This is a genomic window from Limnohabitans sp. T6-20 (genome assembly GCF_003063505.1).
In the GTDB taxonomy this organism is placed as follows: Bacteria; Pseudomonadota; Gammaproteobacteria; order Burkholderiales; family Burkholderiaceae_C; genus Limnohabitans_A.
Window position 1 is genome coordinate 308577 of record NZ_NERW01000003.1, and the last position, 20600, is coordinate 329176.

19 protein-coding genes are annotated in these 20600 nt (G+C 59.0%); 3 read left to right on the forward strand and 16 right to left on the reverse strand.

Annotation, left to right across the window (positions count from 1 at the left end; translation table 11 throughout):
- Nucleotides 1-54: 54 nt before the first annotated feature.
- From mutL to miaA, 3 genes are read left to right on the forward strand one after another with little or no spacing between them, the layout of a single operon-like run.
- Nucleotides 55-2085 (forward strand): DNA mismatch repair endonuclease MutL, encoded by a 2031-nt coding sequence (mutL, locus tag B9Z33_RS12185; RefSeq protein WP_108287308.1) that lies wholly within the window; start codon nt 55-57, stop codon nt 2083-2085.
- A gap of 8 nt (nt 2086-2093) precedes the next feature.
- Nucleotides 2094-3311 carry a multidrug effflux MFS transporter gene (locus B9Z33_RS12190; RefSeq protein WP_108287859.1) on the forward strand — a complete coding sequence of 406 codons (1218 nt, stop codon included), beginning with the start codon at nt 2094-2096 and terminating at the stop codon, nt 3309-3311.
- A 5-nt stretch (nt 3312-3316) separates the two neighbouring features.
- Nucleotides 3317-4288 carry a tRNA (adenosine(37)-N6)-dimethylallyltransferase MiaA gene (gene miaA / locus B9Z33_RS12195; RefSeq protein ID WP_233252816.1) on the forward strand — a complete coding sequence of 324 codons (972 nt, stop codon included), beginning with the start codon at nt 3317-3319 and terminating at the stop codon, nt 4286-4288.
- A 76-nt stretch (nt 4289-4364) separates the two neighbouring features.
- Here miaA and flgJ read toward each other — a convergent pair whose 3' ends face one another.
- The 16 genes from flgJ to B9Z33_RS12275 all read right to left on the reverse strand — a co-directional run bounded on the left by flgJ (nt 4365) and on the right by B9Z33_RS12275 (nt 20599).
- Nucleotides 4365-5465, reverse strand: coding sequence for a flagellar assembly peptidoglycan hydrolase FlgJ (gene flgJ / locus B9Z33_RS12200; protein WP_233252817.1), 1101 nt, complete (start codon nt 5463-5465; stop codon nt 4365-4367).
- A gap of 234 nt (nt 5466-5699) precedes the next feature.
- Nucleotides 5700-6101 (reverse strand): alternative ribosome rescue aminoacyl-tRNA hydrolase ArfB, encoded by a 402-nt coding sequence (gene arfB / locus B9Z33_RS12205; protein ID WP_108287310.1) that lies wholly within the window; start codon nt 6099-6101, stop codon nt 5700-5702.
- A gap of 135 nt (nt 6102-6236) precedes the next feature.
- On the reverse strand, nt 6237-6755 hold the full coding sequence (locus B9Z33_RS12210) for a DUF1178 family protein (protein WP_108287311.1): 519 nt from the start codon (nt 6753-6755) through the stop codon (nt 6237-6239).
- A 10-nt stretch (nt 6756-6765) separates the two neighbouring features.
- Nucleotides 6766-7350 carry an NUDIX domain-containing protein gene (locus B9Z33_RS12215; RefSeq protein ID WP_108287312.1) on the reverse strand — a complete coding sequence of 195 codons (585 nt, stop codon included), beginning with the start codon at nt 7348-7350 and terminating at the stop codon, nt 6766-6768.
- A gap of 24 nt (nt 7351-7374) precedes the next feature.
- On the reverse strand, nt 7375-7677 hold the full coding sequence (locus tag B9Z33_RS12220; RefSeq protein WP_108287313.1) for a DUF2818 family protein: 303 nt from the start codon (nt 7675-7677) through the stop codon (nt 7375-7377).
- A 10-nt stretch (nt 7678-7687) separates the two neighbouring features.
- Nucleotides 7688-9175, reverse strand: a complete 1488-nt coding sequence (nuoN, locus tag B9Z33_RS12225) for an NADH-quinone oxidoreductase subunit NuoN (RefSeq protein ID WP_108287314.1) — start codon at nt 9173-9175, stop codon at nt 7688-7690.
- Nucleotides 9176-9225: 50 nt separating this feature from the next.
- A complete protein-coding gene (locus tag B9Z33_RS12230) occupies nt 9226-10701 on the reverse strand; it encodes an NADH-quinone oxidoreductase subunit M (RefSeq protein WP_108287315.1) in 1476 nt (491 codons plus the stop codon).
- Nucleotides 10702-10723: 22 nt separating this feature from the next.
- The gene (gene nuoL / locus B9Z33_RS12235) at nt 10724-12754 is read right to left on the reverse strand and encodes an NADH-quinone oxidoreductase subunit L (protein ID WP_108287316.1); all 2031 of its coding nucleotides are present in this window, start codon (nt 12752-12754) and stop codon (nt 10724-10726) included.
- A 7-nt stretch (nt 12755-12761) separates the two neighbouring features.
- Complete coding sequence (gene nuoK, locus B9Z33_RS12240) at nt 12762-13070, reverse strand: NADH-quinone oxidoreductase subunit NuoK (protein WP_108287861.1); 309 nt, start codon at nt 13068-13070, stop codon at nt 12762-12764.
- Nucleotides 13070-13720: an NADH-quinone oxidoreductase subunit J gene (locus tag B9Z33_RS12245; protein WP_108287317.1), complete on the reverse strand. Its 651-nt coding sequence runs from the start codon at nt 13718-13720 to the stop codon at nt 13070-13072. The genes nuoK and B9Z33_RS12245 overlap by 1 nt, the downstream gene beginning before the upstream one ends.
- 37 nt (nt 13721-13757) lie before the next feature.
- Nucleotides 13758-14258, reverse strand: coding sequence for an NADH-quinone oxidoreductase subunit NuoI (gene nuoI, locus B9Z33_RS12250; protein WP_369916743.1), 501 nt, complete (start codon nt 14256-14258; stop codon nt 13758-13760).
- A 22-nt stretch (nt 14259-14280) separates the two neighbouring features.
- Nucleotides 14281-15363, reverse strand: a complete 1083-nt coding sequence (nuoH, locus tag B9Z33_RS12255) for an NADH-quinone oxidoreductase subunit NuoH (protein ID WP_108287319.1) — start codon at nt 15361-15363, stop codon at nt 14281-14283.
- Nucleotides 15360-17468 (reverse strand): NADH-quinone oxidoreductase subunit NuoG, encoded by a 2109-nt coding sequence (gene nuoG / locus B9Z33_RS12260; RefSeq protein WP_108287320.1) that lies wholly within the window; start codon nt 17466-17468, stop codon nt 15360-15362. The genes nuoH and nuoG overlap by 4 nt, the downstream gene beginning before the upstream one ends.
- Nucleotides 17461-18861 (reverse strand): NADH-quinone oxidoreductase subunit NuoF, encoded by a 1401-nt coding sequence (gene nuoF / locus B9Z33_RS12265; protein ID WP_108287321.1) that lies wholly within the window; start codon nt 18859-18861, stop codon nt 17461-17463. Before nuoF ends, nuoG begins: the two co-directional genes overlap by 8 nt.
- The gene (nuoE, locus tag B9Z33_RS12270) at nt 18861-19349 is read right to left on the reverse strand and encodes an NADH-quinone oxidoreductase subunit NuoE (RefSeq protein WP_108287322.1); all 489 of its coding nucleotides are present in this window, start codon (nt 19347-19349) and stop codon (nt 18861-18863) included. The genes nuoF and nuoE overlap by 1 nt, the downstream gene beginning before the upstream one ends.
- Nucleotides 19346-20599, reverse strand: coding sequence for an NADH-quinone oxidoreductase subunit D (locus B9Z33_RS12275; protein ID WP_108287323.1), 1254 nt, complete (start codon nt 20597-20599; stop codon nt 19346-19348). The genes nuoE and B9Z33_RS12275 overlap by 4 nt, the downstream gene beginning before the upstream one ends.
- Nucleotide 20600 lies beyond the last annotated feature (1 nt).

The window sequence follows — 20600 nt, forward strand, 5'->3', positions numbered from 1 at the left end:
CCCACGAATACAAGGGCGCAAAAAGTCACCTGCCACAAGCCCTAAAATCAGGCGGTGACCTCTGAACAAAGCCCGGCTTCCGCGCGCCGCCCCATCCGCGAACTCCCCGATGAACTGATCAGCCAGATCGCCGCAGGCGAGGTGGTCGAACGCCCCGCCTCGGTCGTGCGCGAACTGGTGGACAACGCCATGGACGCAGGGGCGCAAAGCATCACGTTGCGCCTGATGGGCGGCGGCACGCGGCTGATCTCGGTGGAAGACGACGGCGGCGGCATTGCCCCGGACGAGCTGGCCACCGCCCTCAAACGCCACGCCACCAGCAAGATCGGCAACCTCGACGAGCTGGAGTCGGTGATGACCATGGGCTTTCGGGGCGAGGCGCTGGCGGCCATCAATTCGGTGTCTGAACTCACCTTGCTCTCGCGCATGGATGGTCAGCCCACCGCCTTTGCACTGGACGGCCGCACAGGCGAGATACGCCCGGCGGCCCGCGCCGTGGGCACCACCGTGGAAGTGAAAGAGTTGTTTTTCTCCACGCCCGCCCGCCGCAAATTTTTGAAAAGCGACAGCACCGAACTGGCACATTGCATCGAGGCCGTGCGCCGCCACGCCCTGGCCCGCCCCGATGTGGGCTTTGCCATCTGGCACGAGGGCAAGCTGGTCGAGCAGTGGCGCGTACACCCCGGCACTGCTGGCCTAGAACAGCGCCTGGCCGATGTGCTGGGCGAAGAGTTTGTGGCGCAGTCCATCGCCGTCGAATACAACGCCGGGCCGCTCAAAGTCATTGGCCGCGCGGGCTTGCCAGACGCAGCCCGCTCACGCCCCGACCACCAGTTTGCTTATGTGAATGGCCGCTTTGTGCGTGACAAGGTGGTCATGCACGGGGCGCGCAGCGCCTACGAAGACGTGCTGCACGGCCACAAGCAACCGGCCTATGCGCTCTTCATGCAGATCGACCCAACGCTGGTGGATGTGAACGTGCACCCGACCAAGATCGAGGTGCGCTTTCGCGACAGCCGGGCCGTGCACCAGGCCGTCAGGCACGCACTGGAAAACGCCCTGTCCGCGCCCCGTTCGCAAAACCTGAGCGATGCACCTGCCGACCAAGCCAGCGACTTCGACCTGAAAGCGCCCGCCTCCAAAGCACTGCCCGAATCGGCCAGCTGGCAGCAAGGCGGCATGGCTTTCGAGTCACGCCCCGGCCCGTCAACCTTTTCGGCCCCGAGCTACAAACCGGCCGATTTTGTGCGCCCACGCGTGGACGGCGAGCAGGCCATGGCCGATCTGAAGGCGCTTTGGCAGCCAGCACCGCATGCCGCAGAGGCAACAGGCATGTGGGAGGCCGCCCCTGCGGCCGAAGGAAATTCGCGAGCAGGGGCAAGCGCCCACATGGAAACGGGCTCGCCTGCTGCTGACGGGTATTCGCTTGCAGGGGCAAGCTCCCACACAAATACAAACACACCTGCAACACCCCTGCCCGCAGGCGACTGGCCGCTCGGCCGCGCCGTCGCCCAGCTGCACGGCGTCTACATCTTGGCTGAAAACAAGCAAGGCCTGGTGGTGGTGGACATGCACGCCGCGCACGAACGCATCGTGTACGAGCGCCTGAAAAACCAGCTCAACACCACCGACGGTGAAGGCCCGCGCATCGCCAGCCAGCCGCTGCTGATCCCGGCCACCTTTGCCGCCAACCCGACCGAAGTGGCCACAGCCGAAAGCTGCGCCGAGGTGCTGGCGCAACTGGGTCTGGAAATCTCACCCCTGTCGGCCAAAACCCTGGCCGTGCGTGCCGTGCCCACCAGCCTGGCGCAAGGCGATGCGGTGGAGCTGGCCCGCAGCGTGCTGGCCGAACTGGCCCAGCACGACGCCAGCACCGTGGTGCAGCGCGCCCAAAACGAGATCCTGGCGACCATGGCCTGCCATGGCGCGGTGCGCGCCAACCGCCGCCTGACACTCGACGAGATGAACGCCCTGCTGCGCCAGATGGAAGAGACCGAACGCTCCGACCAATGCAACCACGGCCGCCCGACCTGGCGTCAGATGACGATGCGGGATCTGGATGCGCTGTTCTTGCGGGGCCGGTGATGAAGGGCATGTCCCCAAAACTGATCGTCCTCATCCTGGCGCTGCTGCTCGGCCTGCAACCCGTCACCACCGACCTGTATTTGCCCGCGCTGCCCGCCATCACCCAAGGCTTTGGGGCGGGCATGGGCCAAGCCCAGCTCACCCTCACCGCGCTGCTGCTGGCCTTTGGTCTGTCGCAACTCGTTTGGGGGCCGCTGTCGGACCGCTTTGGTCGCAGGCCCATCCTGCTGTGGGGCATGGCCGCCTACACCCTCGCCTCGGTGGCCTGCGCGTTGGCACCCGACATGGCCTGGCTGATCACCGGTCGCACCGTGCAAGGCGTGGCCATGGGCGCTGGCGTCATGGCGGCACGCGCTGTGGTGCGCGATTTGTTCCAACCAGCCCAAGGGGCCACGGTCATGTCGCAAGGCCTGACGGGGTTGGGCATCATCGCCTGTGCCTGCGCGCCGCTGGGCGGCATGTTGACCGACTGGCTGGGCTGGCGCATCGCCTTGCTCATGCTCGCCGTGTTTGGCGCGGCCACCCTGGCCTTGCTGTTTTGGCGTTTTGAGGAAACCCTGGCGCGACCCGACCCCCACGCGCTGCGGGCCGGGCCACTCGTTCGCGCCAACCTCGACATCCTGCGCAACCCGGTGTTCCTCACCTGGTGCGCCCTGTCGGCAGGCTCCTATCTGGGCTTGTTCACCTTTTTGGCCAGCTCCTCGTTTGTCTTTGTCACCTTCATGGGCTACAGCAAAACGGCCTACGGCTTTCTCATGCTGAGCATGTCGCTGTCCTACATCGTGGGCACCTTCTGGTGCCGCTGGATGCTGCGGCGCACCAGCGTGCACCGCACCGTGGGCGTGGCGGCGGTGCTGACCATCACCGGGGGCGTGAGCATGGCGGCGTTGGCCTACGCAGGAGAGGGCCAAGACTGGTACGGCGCCTGGGCCGTGATGGGGCCGATGTACGTCTTCATGCTGGGCCACGGTGTGCACCAGCCTTGCGGACAAAGTGGCGCGGTCGCGCCCTTTCCTCACCGCGCGGGCACGGCCTCAGCCTTGAATGGTTTTTTGATGATGCTGGGCGCTTTCTTTATGGGCGGCTGGCTGGGCACGCACATGAACCGCCCTGTTTTTGCCTTGGCACACGGCATCTTGCTGTGGGCCGTGTTCATCACCTTGGTGGCTTGGACCGCAGTGCAACGTCATGGCCGGCCCTTGGGCACGGCCACCCAACCCACATGACAGTCATGACTGCCCGCAACCCCACGGACAGGCCTGTGGATGCCATCGCCATCGTAGGGCCCACCGCCAGCGGCAAAACCGCTGCCGCTTTGGCCTTGGCCGAGGCGTTGCAAACCCATGGTGGCGCAGAAATCATCAGCATCGACTCGGCTCTGGTTTACCGGGGCATGGACATCGGCACGGCCAAGCCCAGCCGGGAAGAATTGGCCGCCGTGCCGCACCACCTGATCAACACCCTCGACCCGCTGCAAAGCTACAGCGCGGCCGAATTTGCCAAAGACGCAACTTGGCTGATAAGCGACATTCGCGCTCGCGGCAAAACACCGCTGCTGGTGGGTGGCACCATGCTGTACCTCAAAGCACTGCTGGAAGGCCTGAACGACATGCCTGCGGCAAACACCGAGGTAAGGCAAGTGATTGCCCAACGCGCCGCACAGCTGGGTTGGCCCGCCTTGCACGCCGAGCTCGCACTAGTCGATCCAGCCACAGCCGCCCGACTGGCCCCCGCAGACAGCCAACGCATTGGACGCGCCCTGGAGATTTGGACGACCACCGGACGAAGCTTGTCGTCGTTTCACCAAAGTGCAAAAGCCTCGGCACCGGACTGGCACATTCCTGTCATCAGTCTGGAGCCCACCGACCGCCGCTGGCTGCATGCACGCATCGCTCAACGTTTTGACCAAATGATGGCGCAAGGCTTTCTGGACGAGGTCAAGCTGCTCAAGGCACGCGGCGATCTGAACCCCGACCTGCCTGCCATGCGCTGTGTGGGTTACCGCCAAGCCTGGCAAGGGCTGGACGAAGGTTGGAACGAGGCCGAAATCTGCGAACGCGGCATCTTTGCCACACGGCAATTGGCCAAAAGGCAAATCACTTGGTTGCGCAGCATGCCGCAGCGGTATGTGGTGCAGGCCGATGGCCAGCAACTGACCGCAACATGCGTGCAAACGGTGGCTTTTAACTTGCTGCAAGATTGAAAGCGGCTATTCCGCCTGTTACAACGCCCCCTGCAAATGCCTCCAGCCGGCTCATACCACTGAGATCAATGGTCCGTCACGGCAGCGTTTTGGCTACATCGAGATGGGCATATGGCGATTGCCGCCATTGCCTGGATCCGCTAACGGGCGCACCTGTGCTGGCAGGCAAAGTGTTGAGTGCACTCAAAGGTGTAGCGCTTGCCCCACCGCCACGCAGACTCAGCATCTGCGCCGTAGTAGGAACAGCTGCAGCCACGTTGGGCATGCTGTCTTGCAGTCGCTGGGCGGTCTGGATGACCGAAGTCAGTAAATTGGCGTAATTGGGTGCGGTGGCATAGCCAGCTTGCTGCAAAGAAGACGCAAACGCCTGGGGATCACCCAAGTTGCGCATGGCATTGGCATAGCGAGGGTTCTGGCTGATCATGCGGGCGTAGTCATTGAAGGATTCTTCGTAACTGCCATAAGCCCGGAACTGTCCACGCACCTTTTGCGCTGATCCGTTCACAAACTCGGTCGTCCATATCTCGGCCACAGGCCCTTTCCAATTGGCTCCGGCCTTGATTCCAAAAAGATTGTGCGAGGTCCGTCCGTCCGCAAACCGAATTTCCTGACGCCCCCAACCCGTTTCAAGGGCCGCTTGCGCCACCATGAAAGTAGCCGGGATTCCGCTGCTGGCTTGCGCCTGACGCGCAGCTTGGGCATGTTGGGCCAGAAACCCCCGAGGTCCGGTGGATGACAAGCCGTCTGATGCACCCGTCGAACGACTGGCGACCAACATGGGATTGACGGTGGCGGTGCTCACTCGCTCAACGGGTGTGTCAGGCTGCAAAGCTTCGGCCATGGCCATCGATTCGGTCGAAGACAAATCAATGCGTTGGTCAGGATAGATCAGGTTGGCATTGGGAATGCCGTTGTCTGCAGCCACCTTGAGAGCAACCCGGTACAACTGGTCAGCCGAGAGTTGCAGCGGTGAATTCGTGTCCTGTAAGCGTTTTTGAACCAACCCACTGAGCGTGTCACCCGGTCGCACCGTCACCGCTGAGCCCTGCTGTGCGAGCTTGGACAAGGTCTGGGAAAATGCCCCCCCATCTGCACCCAAACGCGCAGACGCTCTCGTGCCGCGGTCCGAAGATTCGGACGCAGTCGGAACAGAAGTCGTTACAGCGCGAAGAGTCATGGCATCAAGATGGGTCGGTCTGACAGGTTCCAAGGAACCCACAGATTGACGAAAATTCCACAGTCATAACCTTGATTAGCAATTTTCGCGCCCAAATAAAAAATGACTTCCACATGCAATTTGAATATCTAAGTGGTAAAAATTAACTTTCCAGCACTTTTGACAAGCCCATTTTTTGACAATGCTTTTTTTAGGTTCTCCGCTTGTCTGTAACAGTGTGTCGGGTATGGCCATTTAGTCGCGGGCTTGGCGTAAGGCTTTGATCTTGGATTGAATGGACTTGCCCTCCAGCCGCCTTTGCACCGAGCCATAAGTGGGTTTGGTGGCTTTGCGGGGTTTGGGGGGCTTGGCGTATTGGTCAAGGGTTTCGTACAAACGTGCCCAGGCGTCCACACGGTTGGCTTCTTGTGTGCGGTGTTTTTGGGCTTTGAGGATGAACACACCCTCTTGCGTCAAGCGGCTGTCGCCCGACTGCAACCAGCGCTGCTTGACGTCGTCGGGCAAGGACGAGCCCGCCACGTCAAAGCGCAGCTGGATGGCGCTGGAGACCTTGTTGACGTTTTGACCGCCAGGCCCTTGCGCCCGGATGGCGGTCAGCTCGACTTCGCTGTCGTCGATGTGCAGGGCGTGTTTCATTTTTGTAGTTTTTTCTCTGTAGGCGGTCGCCCCTGCGGCCGAATGCCTGCAATGGCTCTGGCTGACATTCGCGAGCAAGGGCTCGCTCCCAGATGGATTCCGGACCAAGCTAGGCCAAGGTCAGGTGTTGGGCGATTATTGCAGCGAACCTTTGAGGTTTTCCGGTACAGGCAAGGGAATGACGTCAATGCCTTCCTCAAGCAGGGCTTCGGTTTCTTCGCGGGTAGCTTGACCACGGATGTTGCGCTCTTCGCGTTCTCCATAATGGATCTTGCGCGCCTCTTCGGCAAATTGAGGGCCCACATCTTCTGTGTTGGCCATCACATGGCGCACCATGTTCAGCATGGCCGTTTGCATCTGCTGCAAGGTCTGCTTGTCTGAAGGCAATAGGCTGGGCAACGTTTGATCAAGCGATGCCGATGGGTTAGTGACACCTGCGCTTTGCGCGTCAGAGGCAGGCGCTGCTGACGGCACTGGGGCCACACCATGCCCCAGATTCAGACGCGGCGCAGACAGCATCTTCACGATGTCGCTGTCATTGCACACCGGACACGTGACCAGGCCTCGGGCACGTTGTGCGTCGTAGTCACCCTGCGAGCCAAACCAGCCTTCAAAGCTGTGGCCCTGCGCACATTGGAGGTCCAGGACTTTCATCGGAGGGGTTTCAGGGCAAGGTCTGCCAAGTCAACGGCCAATCGCCGCTGCGCATATTTTGCAACCAGAGCGCCCCGGTGAGGGTTTTGGCATCGGTCACCTGGCCATCACGACACCAAGCCATCAACTGACTGGGCGTGGCGGTGAAGACGTCCAGAAACTCTTCAGAGTCCAATTGACGTTCGCCCAAAGTCAGATCTTTGGCAAACCAGATTTCGATCACTTCGGTCGAATACGCGATCACCGGATGCAACACGCCCGCCCTCGCCCACTGGAGAGCGGTGTAACCGGTTTCTTCCATCAGCTCGCGCTGTGCGCACAACCACGGGTCTTCGCCTGCATCGAGTTTGCCTGCGGGGAATTCGATCATCACTTGTGACACCGGGTAACGGTACTGGCGCTCCAGCACCAAGCGCAAACCATCGGGGGTCTCCAGCAGCGGAATGACCATCACCGCGCCAGGATGGATCACGTATTCACGGGTGGCCAGGCTTTGGTTGGGCAAGCGAACGGTGTCGCGAAAAGCATGCAGGAAGTTGCCATGCAGCAATTCTTCCTGGCTCACCCGGTGTTCGATCAGATGATCGTCAGACATGCTAAACAGTGCGCAAGCAGGCGGTCAATGCTTGCGGTGCATCAGGTAGCGGTAAACAAAACCAGGAAACGCCAACGTCACAAACATGGTGCCGGTGATGGCATAAAACTCCCAGCCCTGCGGGGCGATCTGGCCACCATGGTTTTCAAGCGCCAAGCCCACGGTACCCACCACAAAATACAACAGCACCAACTCAGCCAGCCGAATGGCCAGTGACTTGGTGCTGCGGAAAGGGCCGACCAGCAAAATGCGCTGATTGGCAAACGGCAAGTTGGCAGCCAGCAAAGCCAGCGCAATCAACAAACCAATTTGCCAAGCCGTGATCATGGTTGCCCGATCAAACAGCCAACATGCGGGCAATGGCGTCTGCGCACAGCGCCATCAAAGCACCAGGAACGATGCCCAGCACCAGGACCAGCAAACCGTTCATGGACAAGACCACGCGCACATCAGCCGTGGCCGACACCGTGGTGGCGGTGACGGGTTCGTCAAAGTACATGACCTTGACGACGCGCAGGTAATAGAACGCACCGATCAGCGACATGATCACGGCGAAAATCGCCAACCCAATGTAGAAGCTCTGACCGGACACGATCAAGGATTGCAGCACCGACAACTTGGCATAGAAGCCAACCATGGGCGGGATACCGGCCATGGAGAACAGGCAGATCGCCATCACGCCAGCGTAGAGCGGGCTGCGTTGGTTGAGACCTGCCAAGTCGGTGATTTCTTCGCTTTCAAAGCCTTGACGGGCCAGCAACATGATCACGCCGAAGCTCGCCAATGTGGTCAACACATACGAGACCATGTAGAACATGGCCGAGCTGTAGGCGTTGGCCGCCAAAGTGGTTTGGCCGTTGATAACGCCAGCCACAAAGCCCAACAACACGAAACCCATTTGCGCAATGGTCGAATAGGCCAGCATGCGCTTGAGGTTGGTCTGAGCAATCGCGGCCAAGTTACCTATCAGCAAAGAGCCAATGGCCAGGAAAGACAGCATTTGCTGCCAGTCAAAGGCCAGCGGCAGCAAGCCTTCGACCAACAAACGGACCATGATCGCAAACGCCGCCAACTTGGGTGCGCCGCCAATCATGAGGGTGGCTGCCGTGGGGGCTCCTTGGTACACGTCAGGGATCCACATGTGGAAAGGTACGGCACCGATCTTGAACGCCAGACCGGCGACGATGAAGACCAGACCGAACACCAAGACCTGGTGGTTGACATGGCCCGAAGCCACCGCTTTGAAGACAGCCGACAGCTCAAGGCTGCCCGTGGCACCGTACATCATGGACATGCCATACAACAAAAAGCCCGAGGCCATGGCACCCAGCACAAAATACTTCATGGCGGCTTCGGTGGCTTGAGTGTGGTCACGGCGCAGCGCCACCAAGGCATAGCTCGACAAGGTCAAGAGCTCCAGACCCAAGTAGATCACGATGAAGTTCTGGCCCGAGATCATGAAGCTCATGCCGAGCAAGGCAAACATGCTCAAGCTGAACATCTCACCGCCACGCAACATGTCGCGGTCAGCGGCATAAGGTCGCGAGTAAACCAGCGTGACCATGACCGCAATGGTCGCAAAGCACTTGAGCCAATGGCCCATCGGGTCACTGACCACCAGACGGCCAAAACCGTAAAGTGTTTGACCCGCATCGGCATACATGGCGTGTAACCAGGCCACACCGCCCAATGACAGCAAGGTCACGGCGTAAGTGACTGTGCGCTTGGGGCTTTTCACGAAGAGGTCGGCCAGCGCAATCACGCAAGCCATGACCAGCAACACGATCTCCGGATAAATCGTCATCCAGCTGGAGGTGTCCATCATGTCTGTTCTCTCAATTCTTCTAATCAGGCTAAACGTTCAATGTCCGCTGCTCAAGGCAACTTGGACATGGCAACGTGCTTGAGCAAGTCGGCCACCGAGGTGTCCATCACGTCGGTGAAGGGTTTGGGGTACACGCCCATGTAGAGCACCGCTGCGGCCAACAAGGCCATCACCAGGAACTCGCGGCCGTTGATGTCGGTCAGCGCCTTGACATCGTCGTTGGCAACTGGACCCAGATACACGCGCTTGAACATCCACAAGGTGTAAGCAGCGCCGAAGATCAAGGCCGAAGCCGCCAGCAAGCCGACCCAGAAGTTGAACTTCACGGCACCCAAAATGACCATCCACTCGCCCACGAAACCGGCTGTGCCTGGCAAACCGCAGTTGGCCATGGCAAAGAACAAGGCAAAGGCGGCAAACTTGGGCATGGTGTTGACCACGCCACCGTAGCTGGAAATTTCACGCGAGTGCACGCGGTCATACAGCACGCCGATCGACAGGAACATGGCCGCCGAGACAAAGCCGTGCGCGATCATCTGGACAATGCCACCGGACACACCCAGCGGGTTGAAGATGAAGAAGCCCAGAGTCACAAAACCCATGTGCGCAACCGACGAATAAGCCACCAGCTTTTTCATGTCTTGCTGCACCATGGCGACCAGACCCACATAGACCACGGCCACCAAAGACAGCACGATGATGAACATGCCCCACTCGCGCGCCGCATCGGGTGCGATGGGCATCGAGAAACGCAAGAAACCATAGGCGCCGAGCTTGAGCATGATGGCCGCCAGCACGGCCGAGCCTCCGGTAGGCGCTTCAACGTGCACATCGGGCAGCCAGGTGTGAACAGGCCACATTGGAACCTTCACGGCAAAAGCCGCAAAGAAGGCAAAGAACAACAGCGTTTGCACGGTGCCCGACAACTGCAGCTTGTGCCAGGTCAAGATATCGAAGCTGCCGTTGGATGCGGTGTACAGGTAAATCAGGGCGATCAGTGTCAACAGCGAACCCATCAGGGTGTACAGGAAGAACTTGAACGCGGCGTAGATTTTGTTTGGACCGCCCCAGATGCCGATGATCAGGTACATCGGGATCAGCGTGGCTTCAAAGAAGACGTAGAACAAAATGCCGTCCAGTGCACTGAACACGCCAATCATCAGACCCGACAGGATCAGGAAGGCGGCCATGTACTGGTTGACTTTGCGGGTGATGACTTCCCAGCCCGCAATGACCACGATCACGTTGATGAACGCGGTCAAGAGCACCAGCCACAGCGAAATGCCGTCTACGCCCAAGTGGTAGTGCACATTGAAGCGCTCAATCCACGAGGCTTTTTCGACGAACTGCATGGCCGAGGTGCCGAGCTGAAAGCCCGAATACAAAGGCAATGTGACCAGAAAGCTGACGATGGAGCCGATGAGGGCCAACCAGCGCACGGCGCGGGCTTGGCTGTCACGACCGAAGGCCAGCAAGATGACGCCGAAAGCAATCGGCATCCAGATGGCAAGGCTTAACAATCCCATTTTTATATCGTCCTCAAAATCGTTAAGCGAGCCAGACGAAATACGTCATCAGCACAAACACACCCAGGATCATGACCAGGGCATAGTGGTAGAGGTAGCCGGACTGGAACCAGCGCACCACGCCAGACACCATGCCCACGACTTTCCAGGAACCATTGACGAAGAAGCCGTCGATGATGGCGCGATCGCCCACCTTCCACAAACCGGTACCCAGGTCACGCGCACCCTTGGCCAGGATGTTCTCGTTGATCCAGTCCATGAAGTATTTGTTTTCCATGACCACGATCAGTGGGCGCAAAGTGCGGGCAAAGAACGCAGGCACTTTGGGGTTGATCAGGTACATGTACCAGGCGGTCACCACACCGGCCAGCGCCAGCCAGAACGGTGCGGTCGTCAGGGCATGCTTGGCCATGGCAACGGGACCGTGGAAGGCTTCTGCCATTTCAACCATGACCGGGTGCTTGTCGGCATTCACAAAGATCACGTCTTTGAAGAAATCACCGTAAAGCATGGGTTCGATCGTCATGTAACCAATCAGTACTGATGGAATGGCCAGCAGGACCAAGGGCACGGTCACCACCCAAGGCGATTCATGGGGTTCGTGGTGCTCGTCGTGGCCGTGTCCGTGGTCGTCATGACCGTGGTGGGCATCGGGGTTCTGGTCGTAACGCTCTTTGCCGTGGAAAACCAGGAAATACATGCGAAACGAATAGAAAGCGGTCACAAAGACACCGGCCAGCACCGCGAAGTTGGCAAAGCCAGCGGCAGCCAAATGGCTTTCGTGCACAGCTTCGATGATGCTGTCCTTCGAGTAAAAACCCGAGAAGAACGGCGTACCGATCAAAGCCAGCGAACCCAGCAACGAGGTGATCCAGGTGATAGGCATGTACTTGCGCACGCCGCCCATCCAGCGGATGTCCTGGTTGTGGTGCATGCCCATGATGACGGAGCCGGCACCCAAGAACAGCAAGGCCTTGAAGAAGGCGTGCGTCATGAGGTGGAACACCGCGACCGAGTAGGCCGATGCGCCCAGCGCCACGGTCATGTAACCGAGCTGCGACAAAGTCGAATAAGCCACCACGCGCTTGATGTCGTTCTGGATGATGCCCAGAAAGCCCATGAACAAGGCCGTGATCGAGCCGATCACCATGATGAAGTTCAAGGCTGCGTCGGACAACTCGAACAATGGCGACATGCGAGCGACCATGAAGATACCGGCCGTCACCATGGTGGCAGCGTGGATCAGCGCAGAAATAGGCGTTGGGCCTTCCATCGAGTCAGGCAGCCACACGTGCAGCGGGAACTGAGCCGACTTACCCATGGCACCGATGAACAGGCAAATGCAGATCACGGTGATCAACATGCCGTCAAGGCCAAACACATACCAAGGGAAGTTGATCGCCGCCAGCTCATTGGCCTTGGCAAACAGCTCGGTGTAGTTGAGCGTGCCGGTATAAGCCACGATCAGGCCAATGCCCAGGATGAAACCGAAGTCACCGACACGGTTGACCAAAAAGGCCTTCATGTTGGCAAAGATCGCTGTGGGTTTGTTGTACCAAAAGCCGATCAGCAAATAGGACACCAGGCCCACCGCTTCCCAGCCAAAGAACAGCTGCAACAGGTTGTTGCTCATGACAAGCATCAACATGGAGAAAGTGAACAACGAGATGTAGGCGAAGAAACGGTTGTAGCCTTCGTCTTCTTCCATGTAGCCAATGGTGTAGATGTGCACCATGAGCGACACAAAGGTCACCACACACATCATCATGGCGGTGATGCCATCGACCAAAAAGCCGACTTCCATCTTGAGGCCACCGACCACCATCCAAGTGTAGAGGGTTTCGTTGAAGCGGGCACCGTCGATGACGCTCTTGAGCGTCATGGCCGACAGGATGAAGGCCACCAGCACACCCAGAATGGTCAGGGTATGCGACAGGCGGCGGCCAATCCAGTTGCCACCGAATTGGGTGCCCAAGACACCGGCCAGCACCGAGCCCACCAGGGGCGCGAGTGGCACAGCCAGCAGCGTGCTTGCGTTGAGGGTTTGACTCATATTCTTATTAACCCTTGAGCGAATTGAGTTCGTCCACGTTAATGCTGTTCTTGTTACGGAACAACAGCACGAGGATGGCCAGACCGATGGCCGATTCAGCAGCCGCCACCGTCAAGATGAAGAACACGAACACTTGGCCGTGCATGTCACCTAGGTAGTGAGAGAACGCCACGAAGTTCATGTTCACGGCCAGCAACATCAGTTCGATGGCCATGAGCAAAACGATCAGGTTTTTGCGGTTCAGGAAGATGCCGATCACGGCCAATGCGAAGAGCATTGCGCCGAGCGACAGAAAGTGTCCCAAGGTCAGTGTCATCATTTGCTTTGCTCCGCAGGTGCTGCATCGGTTTGGGCAACCCGTGCAGGGGCCGCCTGGGTCACATCCATCTTGACCAGCTGCATGCGGTCTGCTGCACGCACTTTGACCTGGATGGAGGGATCGATCGCCTTGCTGTCCTTGCGCTCACGCAAAGTCAGGGCAATCGCCGCGATCATGGCCACCAACAAGATGGAAGCAGCGATCTGAATCGGCATCAGGTATTCGGTGTACAGCAAGATACCCAAAGCCTTGCCGTTGTCCACAGGCAAAGCGCCAGCCACCATCGCAGGGGCCGAAGACAAACGGAAGCCTGACAACAGCACAGCGGCCATTTCAAGGGCCACGATGGTGCCCAAGGTCGCCGCCAAAGGGAAGTTTTTCCAGAAGCCCTTGCGCATCGTGTCGATGTTGATGTCCAGCATCATCACCACGAAGAGGAACAGCACCATCACCGCCCCCAAGTACACGAGCACCAACACAATGGCCAAAAATTCGGCATTGAGCAGCAGCCAGACGGCCGAGGCTTGCGAAAAGGTGAGCATGAGGTAAAGCACCGCGTGCACAGGGTTGCGCGCAGTGACCACCCGGAAGGCTGCAAACAGCAGCACCACCGAGAAGAGGTAGAAGAAACCGGTCTTGACGTCCATAGGTCTGTCTTTTTAAATGTTCAGGACTTGGCGGCGTTCAACGGTAAGGAGCATCGGCAGCCTTGTTGGCTGCGATCTCTTTTTCGTAACGGTCGCCCACGGCCAGCAACATGTCCTTGGTGAAGTACAAGTCACCGCGTTTTTCACCGTGGTATTCAAAAATATGCGTCTCGACGATCGAGTCCACCGGGCAGCTTTCTTCGCAGAAGCCGCAGAAGATGCACTTGGTCAGGTCGATGTCGTAGCGGGTCGTGCGGCGTGAGCCGTCTTCGCGCTGACCGGCCTCGATGGTGATGGCCATCGCAGGGCAGACGGCTTCGCACAGTTTGCAGGCGATGCAACGCTCTTCACCGTTGTCGTAACGGCGCAGGGCATGCAGGCCACGAAAACGTGGCGACAGCGGTGTTTTTTCTTCCGGGAATTGCACCGTCACCTTGCGGGCGAAAGCATAGCGTCCGGTCAGGGCCATGCCCTTGAGCAACTCCACGAGCATGAAGCTCTTGAAGAAGTCCTTGATCGAGAAGGAGGAAGCAGTCATTGTTGTCATGGTCGTGAGCCGCTTATTTCCAGATGTTCCAGGGTGAGAACAACCAAGCGCCCACCACCAGCAGCCACACCAGGGTGACCGGAATGAAAATCTTCCAGCCCAGACGCATGATCTGGTCGTAACGGAAGCGCGGGAAAGTGGCACGGATCCAGATGAACATGGACACGACCAGGAAAGTTTTCAGGCCCAACCAGATCCAGCCAGGAACCATGTTGAACAAAGTGCTGTCGATTGGAGACAACCAACCGCCCAGGAACATGATCACGGCCAGAATGGATACGAGCCACATGCTGGCGTATTCGGCCAGGAAGAAGATCGCGAAGCCCATGCCCGAATACTCGACCATGTGACCTGCCACGATCTCGGCTTCACCTTCGACCACGTCAAACGGGTGACGGTTGGTCTCGGCCACGCCAGAGATCAGGTAGACGATGAAGATAGGCAACAGTGGCAGCCAGTTCCAGGACAGGAAACCCAAACCCATGTGGGCCATTTGACCCTTGCCTTGTGACAAAACAATTTCGGTCAAGTTCATGCTGCCCGAAACCATCAAGACCACCAAGAAGCAAAAGCCCATGGCGATTTCGTAGCTCACCATCTGTGCCGATGCACGCAGCGCGCCCAAGAAGGCATATTTGGAGTTCGATGCCCAACCGGCAATGATCACGCCGTAGACCTCGATCGAGGTGATGGCCATCACCAGCATCAAACCGGCGTTGATGTTGGTCAGCGCCACTTCAGGGCCAAAGGGAATCGCCACCCAGGCGGCCAGTGCCGGCATGATGGCCATGATCGGGCCCAGACGGAACAGGCCCATGCTGGCGGCTGTCGGGTTGATCAATTCCTTTGTGAGCAGCTTGAGTGCGTCGGCAATCGGCTGCAACAAACCCATGGGGCCCACACGGTTGGGACCGTGGCGCACTTGCATGAAGCCCAGCAGCTTGCGCTCCCAGAGCGTCAGGTAAGCCACAGCACCCATCAGCGGAGCCAAAACGGCAACGATCTTCAGGAGTATCCACAACACGGGCCACACCATCGTGGCCCACCATGTGGCGGCCACCAGGTTCAGGCCACCGTTGTACAGAGCGTCAATCATGCTGCCACCTCCTGGCGTGCGTCTGCGGTCAACTGCAAAGACGGCGCACGGCGAACGATACCGTCCAGCTGGTAAATCGAAGCCACCACCGGTGCAGTCGCAGTGCCCGACATGCTGATCGCGGCGCGCGTGGCATTCGATGCGGCCAATGGCTTGGCTGTGGCACGGGCCAGCACGTCTTGCGATGTTTCAAAAGCCACGCCCGGGATGTCGAGCAAATTGGCCAACACGCGCAACACCTTCCACGCAGGACGGGTTTCAGCCAAAGGCTTGACCACGGCATGGAAACTTTGCAAGCGGCCTTCGGCGTTGACGAAGCTGCCCGAAGTTTCGGTGAACGGCGCAATGGGCAGCAACACATCGCTGAAAGCCATGTTGGCTTTGAACGGGCTGAGCGTCACGACCATTTCGGCCTGCCCCAGAGTTTGGGCAGCGGCAGCACCTGCGGCGCTGTCGAACTCAGGCTCGGTATTCAGCAGCACAGCGGCTTTGAGGCCGCCCGCCAGCATTTGACCTGCGTGCTTGCCGCCGGTTTGTGGCTGAGCACCCACCCACTGAGCACCCACGGTGTTGGCCGCTTCGGTCAGGTAACCGATGGTGGCACCGGTTTGCTCGGCAATCCAGTTGGCCAAGGCCAGCAGGCTCGATGCGTTGGCGTGGTGCGCTGCGGCATTGCCCAGCAACACGGCCTTGCGCTCACCGCCCAACAAAGACTTGGCGATGGCTTGGGCTTGCGCGGTGGCGTTGCCAGCAGCAGGGGCTGCAACGCCCTTCTCTGCTGCAATGGCTGCAGCCACATCTGACAAGGCTTGCGCCCAGCCCGAAGCATCGGACAGCACGGCTTGTGCCACAGGCATGGCCCAAGCATCGGCATGGCTGAATGCAGCTTGCGAGGTGATGACGTTCAGCTGAGCGCCATGGCGCACAGCGTGACGCACGCGCAAAGCAAACAAAGGATGGTCCTTGCGCAGGTTGGAACCCACAACCAGGACGCGCTGCAATGTAGACAACGATGCAATCGATGTGCCCAAAGTGCGCACGCCTTCGGCAGCGCCGAACTCGGCGTTGCGCAGTCGGTGGTCGATGTTGTCAGAGCCAAGACCACGCATCAATGCGCCAGCCAGGTACAACTCTTCCACAGTGCTGTGCGGGCTGACCAATGCGCCAATGCTGTTGGCACCGTGGTCACGCTGGATGTTGCGCAGGCCGTTGGCAATATATTCGAGGGCGGTCTGCCAATCGACTTCTTTCCATTCGCCGCCCTGCTTGAGCATGGGTTGGGTCAGGCGGTCTGTGCCGTTCAAAGCTTCGTACGAAAAACGGTCGCGGTCGGCGATCCAGCACTCGTTGACTTCTTCGTTTTCGAGGGGCACGACGCGCTGGACTTGGTTGTTCTTGACTTGAACAATCAGATTGGCACCCGACGAATCGTGCGCAGCCACAGACTTGCGGCGCGACAACTCCCATGTGCGGGCGTGGTAACGGAAAGGCTTGCTGGTCAAGGCACCCACGGGGCAGATGTCGATCATGTTGCCCGACAGTTCGGAATCGATGGTCTGACCCAGGAAGGTTTCGATCTCGGCGTGCTCACCGCGGTGGGACATGCCCAACTCCATGGCACCCGAGACTTCTTGTCCAAAGCGCACGCAGCGTGTGCAGTGGATGCAGCGGCTCATTTCTTCCATGGAGATCAGCGGACCGACTTCCTTATGGAAAACGACGCGCTTTTCTTCTTCGTAGCGCGATTGTGTGCCGCCGTAACCCACAGCCAAATCTTGCAACTGGCATTCACCGCCTTGGTCGCAGATGGGGCAATCGAGCGGGTGGTTGATCAGCAAAAACTCCATGACCGACTTCTGGGCCGCAATCGCCTTGTCGCTCTTGGTGCGCACGATCATGCCTTGCGTCACGGGCGTGGCGCAGGCGGGCATGGGCTTAGGGGCTTTTTCAACCTCGACCAGGCACATGCGGCAGTTGGCCGCGATGGAGAGTTTCTTGTGGTAACAGAAATGAGGGATGTAGGTGCCAGCTTTCTCGGCGGCATGCATCACCATGCTGCCTTCGGCAACTTCCACTTTCTGACCGTCGAGTTCTATTTCAACCATGGGTCTTCACCGTTGACACATCGGCACCGACCATGCAGGTCTTGTGTTCGATGTGGTGTACAAATTCGTGACGGAAATGCTTGAGCATGCCGCGCACCGGCATGGCCGCTGCGTCGCCCAAGGCGCAAATCGTGCGGCCCATGATGTTGCCGGCCACACTGTCGAGCATGTCGATGTCGCTGGCACGGCCCTGGCCGTTTTCAATGCGGTCTACCATGCGCCACAGCCAGCCCGTGCCTTCACGGCAAGGCGTGCACTGACCGCAGGATTCGTGCGAGTAGAAATAAGACAGTCGGGCCAAGGCCTTGACCATGCAACGGGTCTCGTCCATGACGATCACCGCGCCTGAACCCAACATCGAACCGCCTTCTTTGGCGATGCTGTCGTAGTCCATGGTCAGCGTCATCATCAGGTCGGCGGGCACCACGGGCGAAGACGAGCCGCCTGGGATCACAGCCTTGAGCTTGCGGCCACCGCGCACGCCACCGGCGAGTTCGAGCAGCTTGGCAAAGGGCGTGCCCATCGGCACTTCGTAGTTGCCGGGACGCTCCACGTCGCCACTGACCGAGAAGATCTTGGTGCCGCCGTTGTTGGGCTTGCCGCATTCGAGGTAAGCCTGACCACCGTTGCGGATGATCCAAGGCACTGCCGCGAAAGTCTCGGTGTTGTTGATGGTGGTGGGCTTGCCGTACAGGCCAAAACTGGCAGGGAACGGCGGCTTGAAACGTGGCTGGCCTTTTTTGCCTTCCAGCGATTCGAGCAAAGCGGTTTCCTCGCCGCAGATGTAAGCACCAAAACCATGCGATGCGTGCAGCTGGAAGCTGAACGTGCTGCCCAAGATGTTGTTGCCCAAATAGCCTGCTGCACGGGCTTCTTCGAGGGCCGCTTCAAAGCGCTCGTAGGTGTGGAAAATCTCGCCGTGGATGTAGTTGTAGCCCACGCTGATGCCCATGGCATAAGCGGCGATGATCATGCCTTCGATCACCGTGTGGGGGTTGTACTCCATGATGTCACGGTCTTTGCATGTGCCCGGCTCGCCTTCGTCCGAGTTGCACACCAGGTACTTTTGCCCAGGGAACTGGCGGGGCATGAAGCTCCACTTGAGGCCCGTGGGGAAGCCCGCACCGCCGCGTCCACGCAGACCGGATTCCTTCACGGTGGCAATCACCTGGTCTTGCGTCATGCCAGCGATGCCGGTTTCGGCGTTCGGTGGTGTGCCGTCTTTGCCCAGGATCTTGCGCAAGGCCGCATAGCCGCCACGCGCTTCGTAGTCTTTGATGCCCCAGTTCGTGCCATTCAGACCCGCATAGATTTGCGGGTTGATGTGGCGGTCGTGGAAGCAGGTTTCCACGCCCGTGGCCTGGAATTGGCTCAGGATTTGTTCGACTTTCATCAGGCGGCCTCGGCTTTCTTCAGGCTGTCGACGAGTTGGTCTAATTTTTCGTGGCTCATGAAGCTGCACATGTGGCGGTCGTTGACCAGCAGCACCGGCGCGTCGGCGCAAGCGCCCTGACATTCGCTGGGCTGCAAGGTGAACAGGCCGTCGGCCGTGGTCTCGCCCACGTGAACGCCCAACTTGTGTTCCAGATGGGCCAGTGCCTGGGCACCGCCGCGCAACTGGCAAGGCAGGTTGGTGCAAACGTTCAGCTTGAACTTGCCCACCGGCTTCTGGTTGTACATGTTGTAAAAGGTGGTGACTTCGTGCACCGCCATCACAGGCATACCTAACACCTCGGCAACGACTTGCTCGCTGTCAGGGCTGACCCAGCCGAGTTCTTGTTGCACGATCGACAGACAAGCCATGACGGCCGACTGCTTTTGATCTGCAGGGAACTTGGCGACTTCGCGCGCAAAGCGCGCTTTGGTTGACTCAGAGATCATCGGTCAATCTCTCCAAAAACGATGTCCATGGTCCCGATGATCGCGACCGCATCGGCCAGCATGTGGCCACGGGCCATTTCATCGAGAGTGGCCAAATGGGCAAAGCCCGGGGCACGAATTTTCAGGCGGTAAGGCTTGTTGGCCCCATCGCTGACCATGTAGATGCCGAACTCACCTTTGGGGTGTTCGACAGCGGCATAGGCCTCGCCTTCGGGGACATGGAAACCTTCGGTGAAGAGCTTGAAATGGTGGATCAAGTCTTCCATATTGGATTTCATGCCTTCACGCGAAGGCGGTGCAATCTTGTGGTTGTCGGTGATGACAGGGCCGGGGTTGGCGCGCAACCAGGCCACGCATTGCTGGATGATGCGGTTGGATTCGCGCATCTCTTGCACTCGCACCAGATAGCGGTCGTAGCTGTCACCAGTCTTGCCCACAGGCACGTCGAACTCGACTTTGTCGTAGGCGTCGTAAGGCTGCTTTTTGCGCAAATCCCAGGCGAAGCCGGAACCACGCAACATGGGGCCGGTCATGCCCAGATTCAGGGCACGCTCAGGCGGAACGACACCAATACCGACCGTGCGCTGTTTCCAGATGCGGTTGTCGGTCAGCAGGGTTTCATACTCGTCCACGCACTTGGGGAAGCGCTGCGTGAAGTCATCGATGAAATCGAGCAAAGAACCTTGGCGGTTCTTGTTGAGTTGCTCGATGGCCTTGGCATTCTTGATCTTGCTGACCTTGTACTGCGGCATGCTGTCAGGCAGGTCACGGTACACGCCACCTGGACGGAAATACGCTGCGTGCATGCGGGCGCCAGAGACAGCCTCGTACATGTCGAACAGGTCTTCACGCTCACGGAAGGTGTAAATCAGGATGGTCGAGCTGCCGCAATCGTTGCCGTGCGAACCGAGCCACATGAGGTGGTTCAGGATACGCGTGATTTCAGAAAACATCACACGGATGTACTGCGCGCGCATGGGCACTTCGAGGCCCAGCATCTTTTCGATGGCCAGGCAGTAAGCATGCTCGTTGCACATCATCGACACATAGTCCAGGCGGTCCATGTAGGGCAGCGACTGGATGTAGGTCTTGTGCTCGGCCAGTTTTTCGGTGGCGCGGTGCAACAAACCAATGTGCGGATCGGCGCGTTGCACGACCTCGCCATCAAGCTCCAGCACCAGGCGCAACACGCCGTGCGCGGCCGGGTGTTGCGGGCCAAAGTTCAGTGTGTAATTTTTGATTTCGGCCATA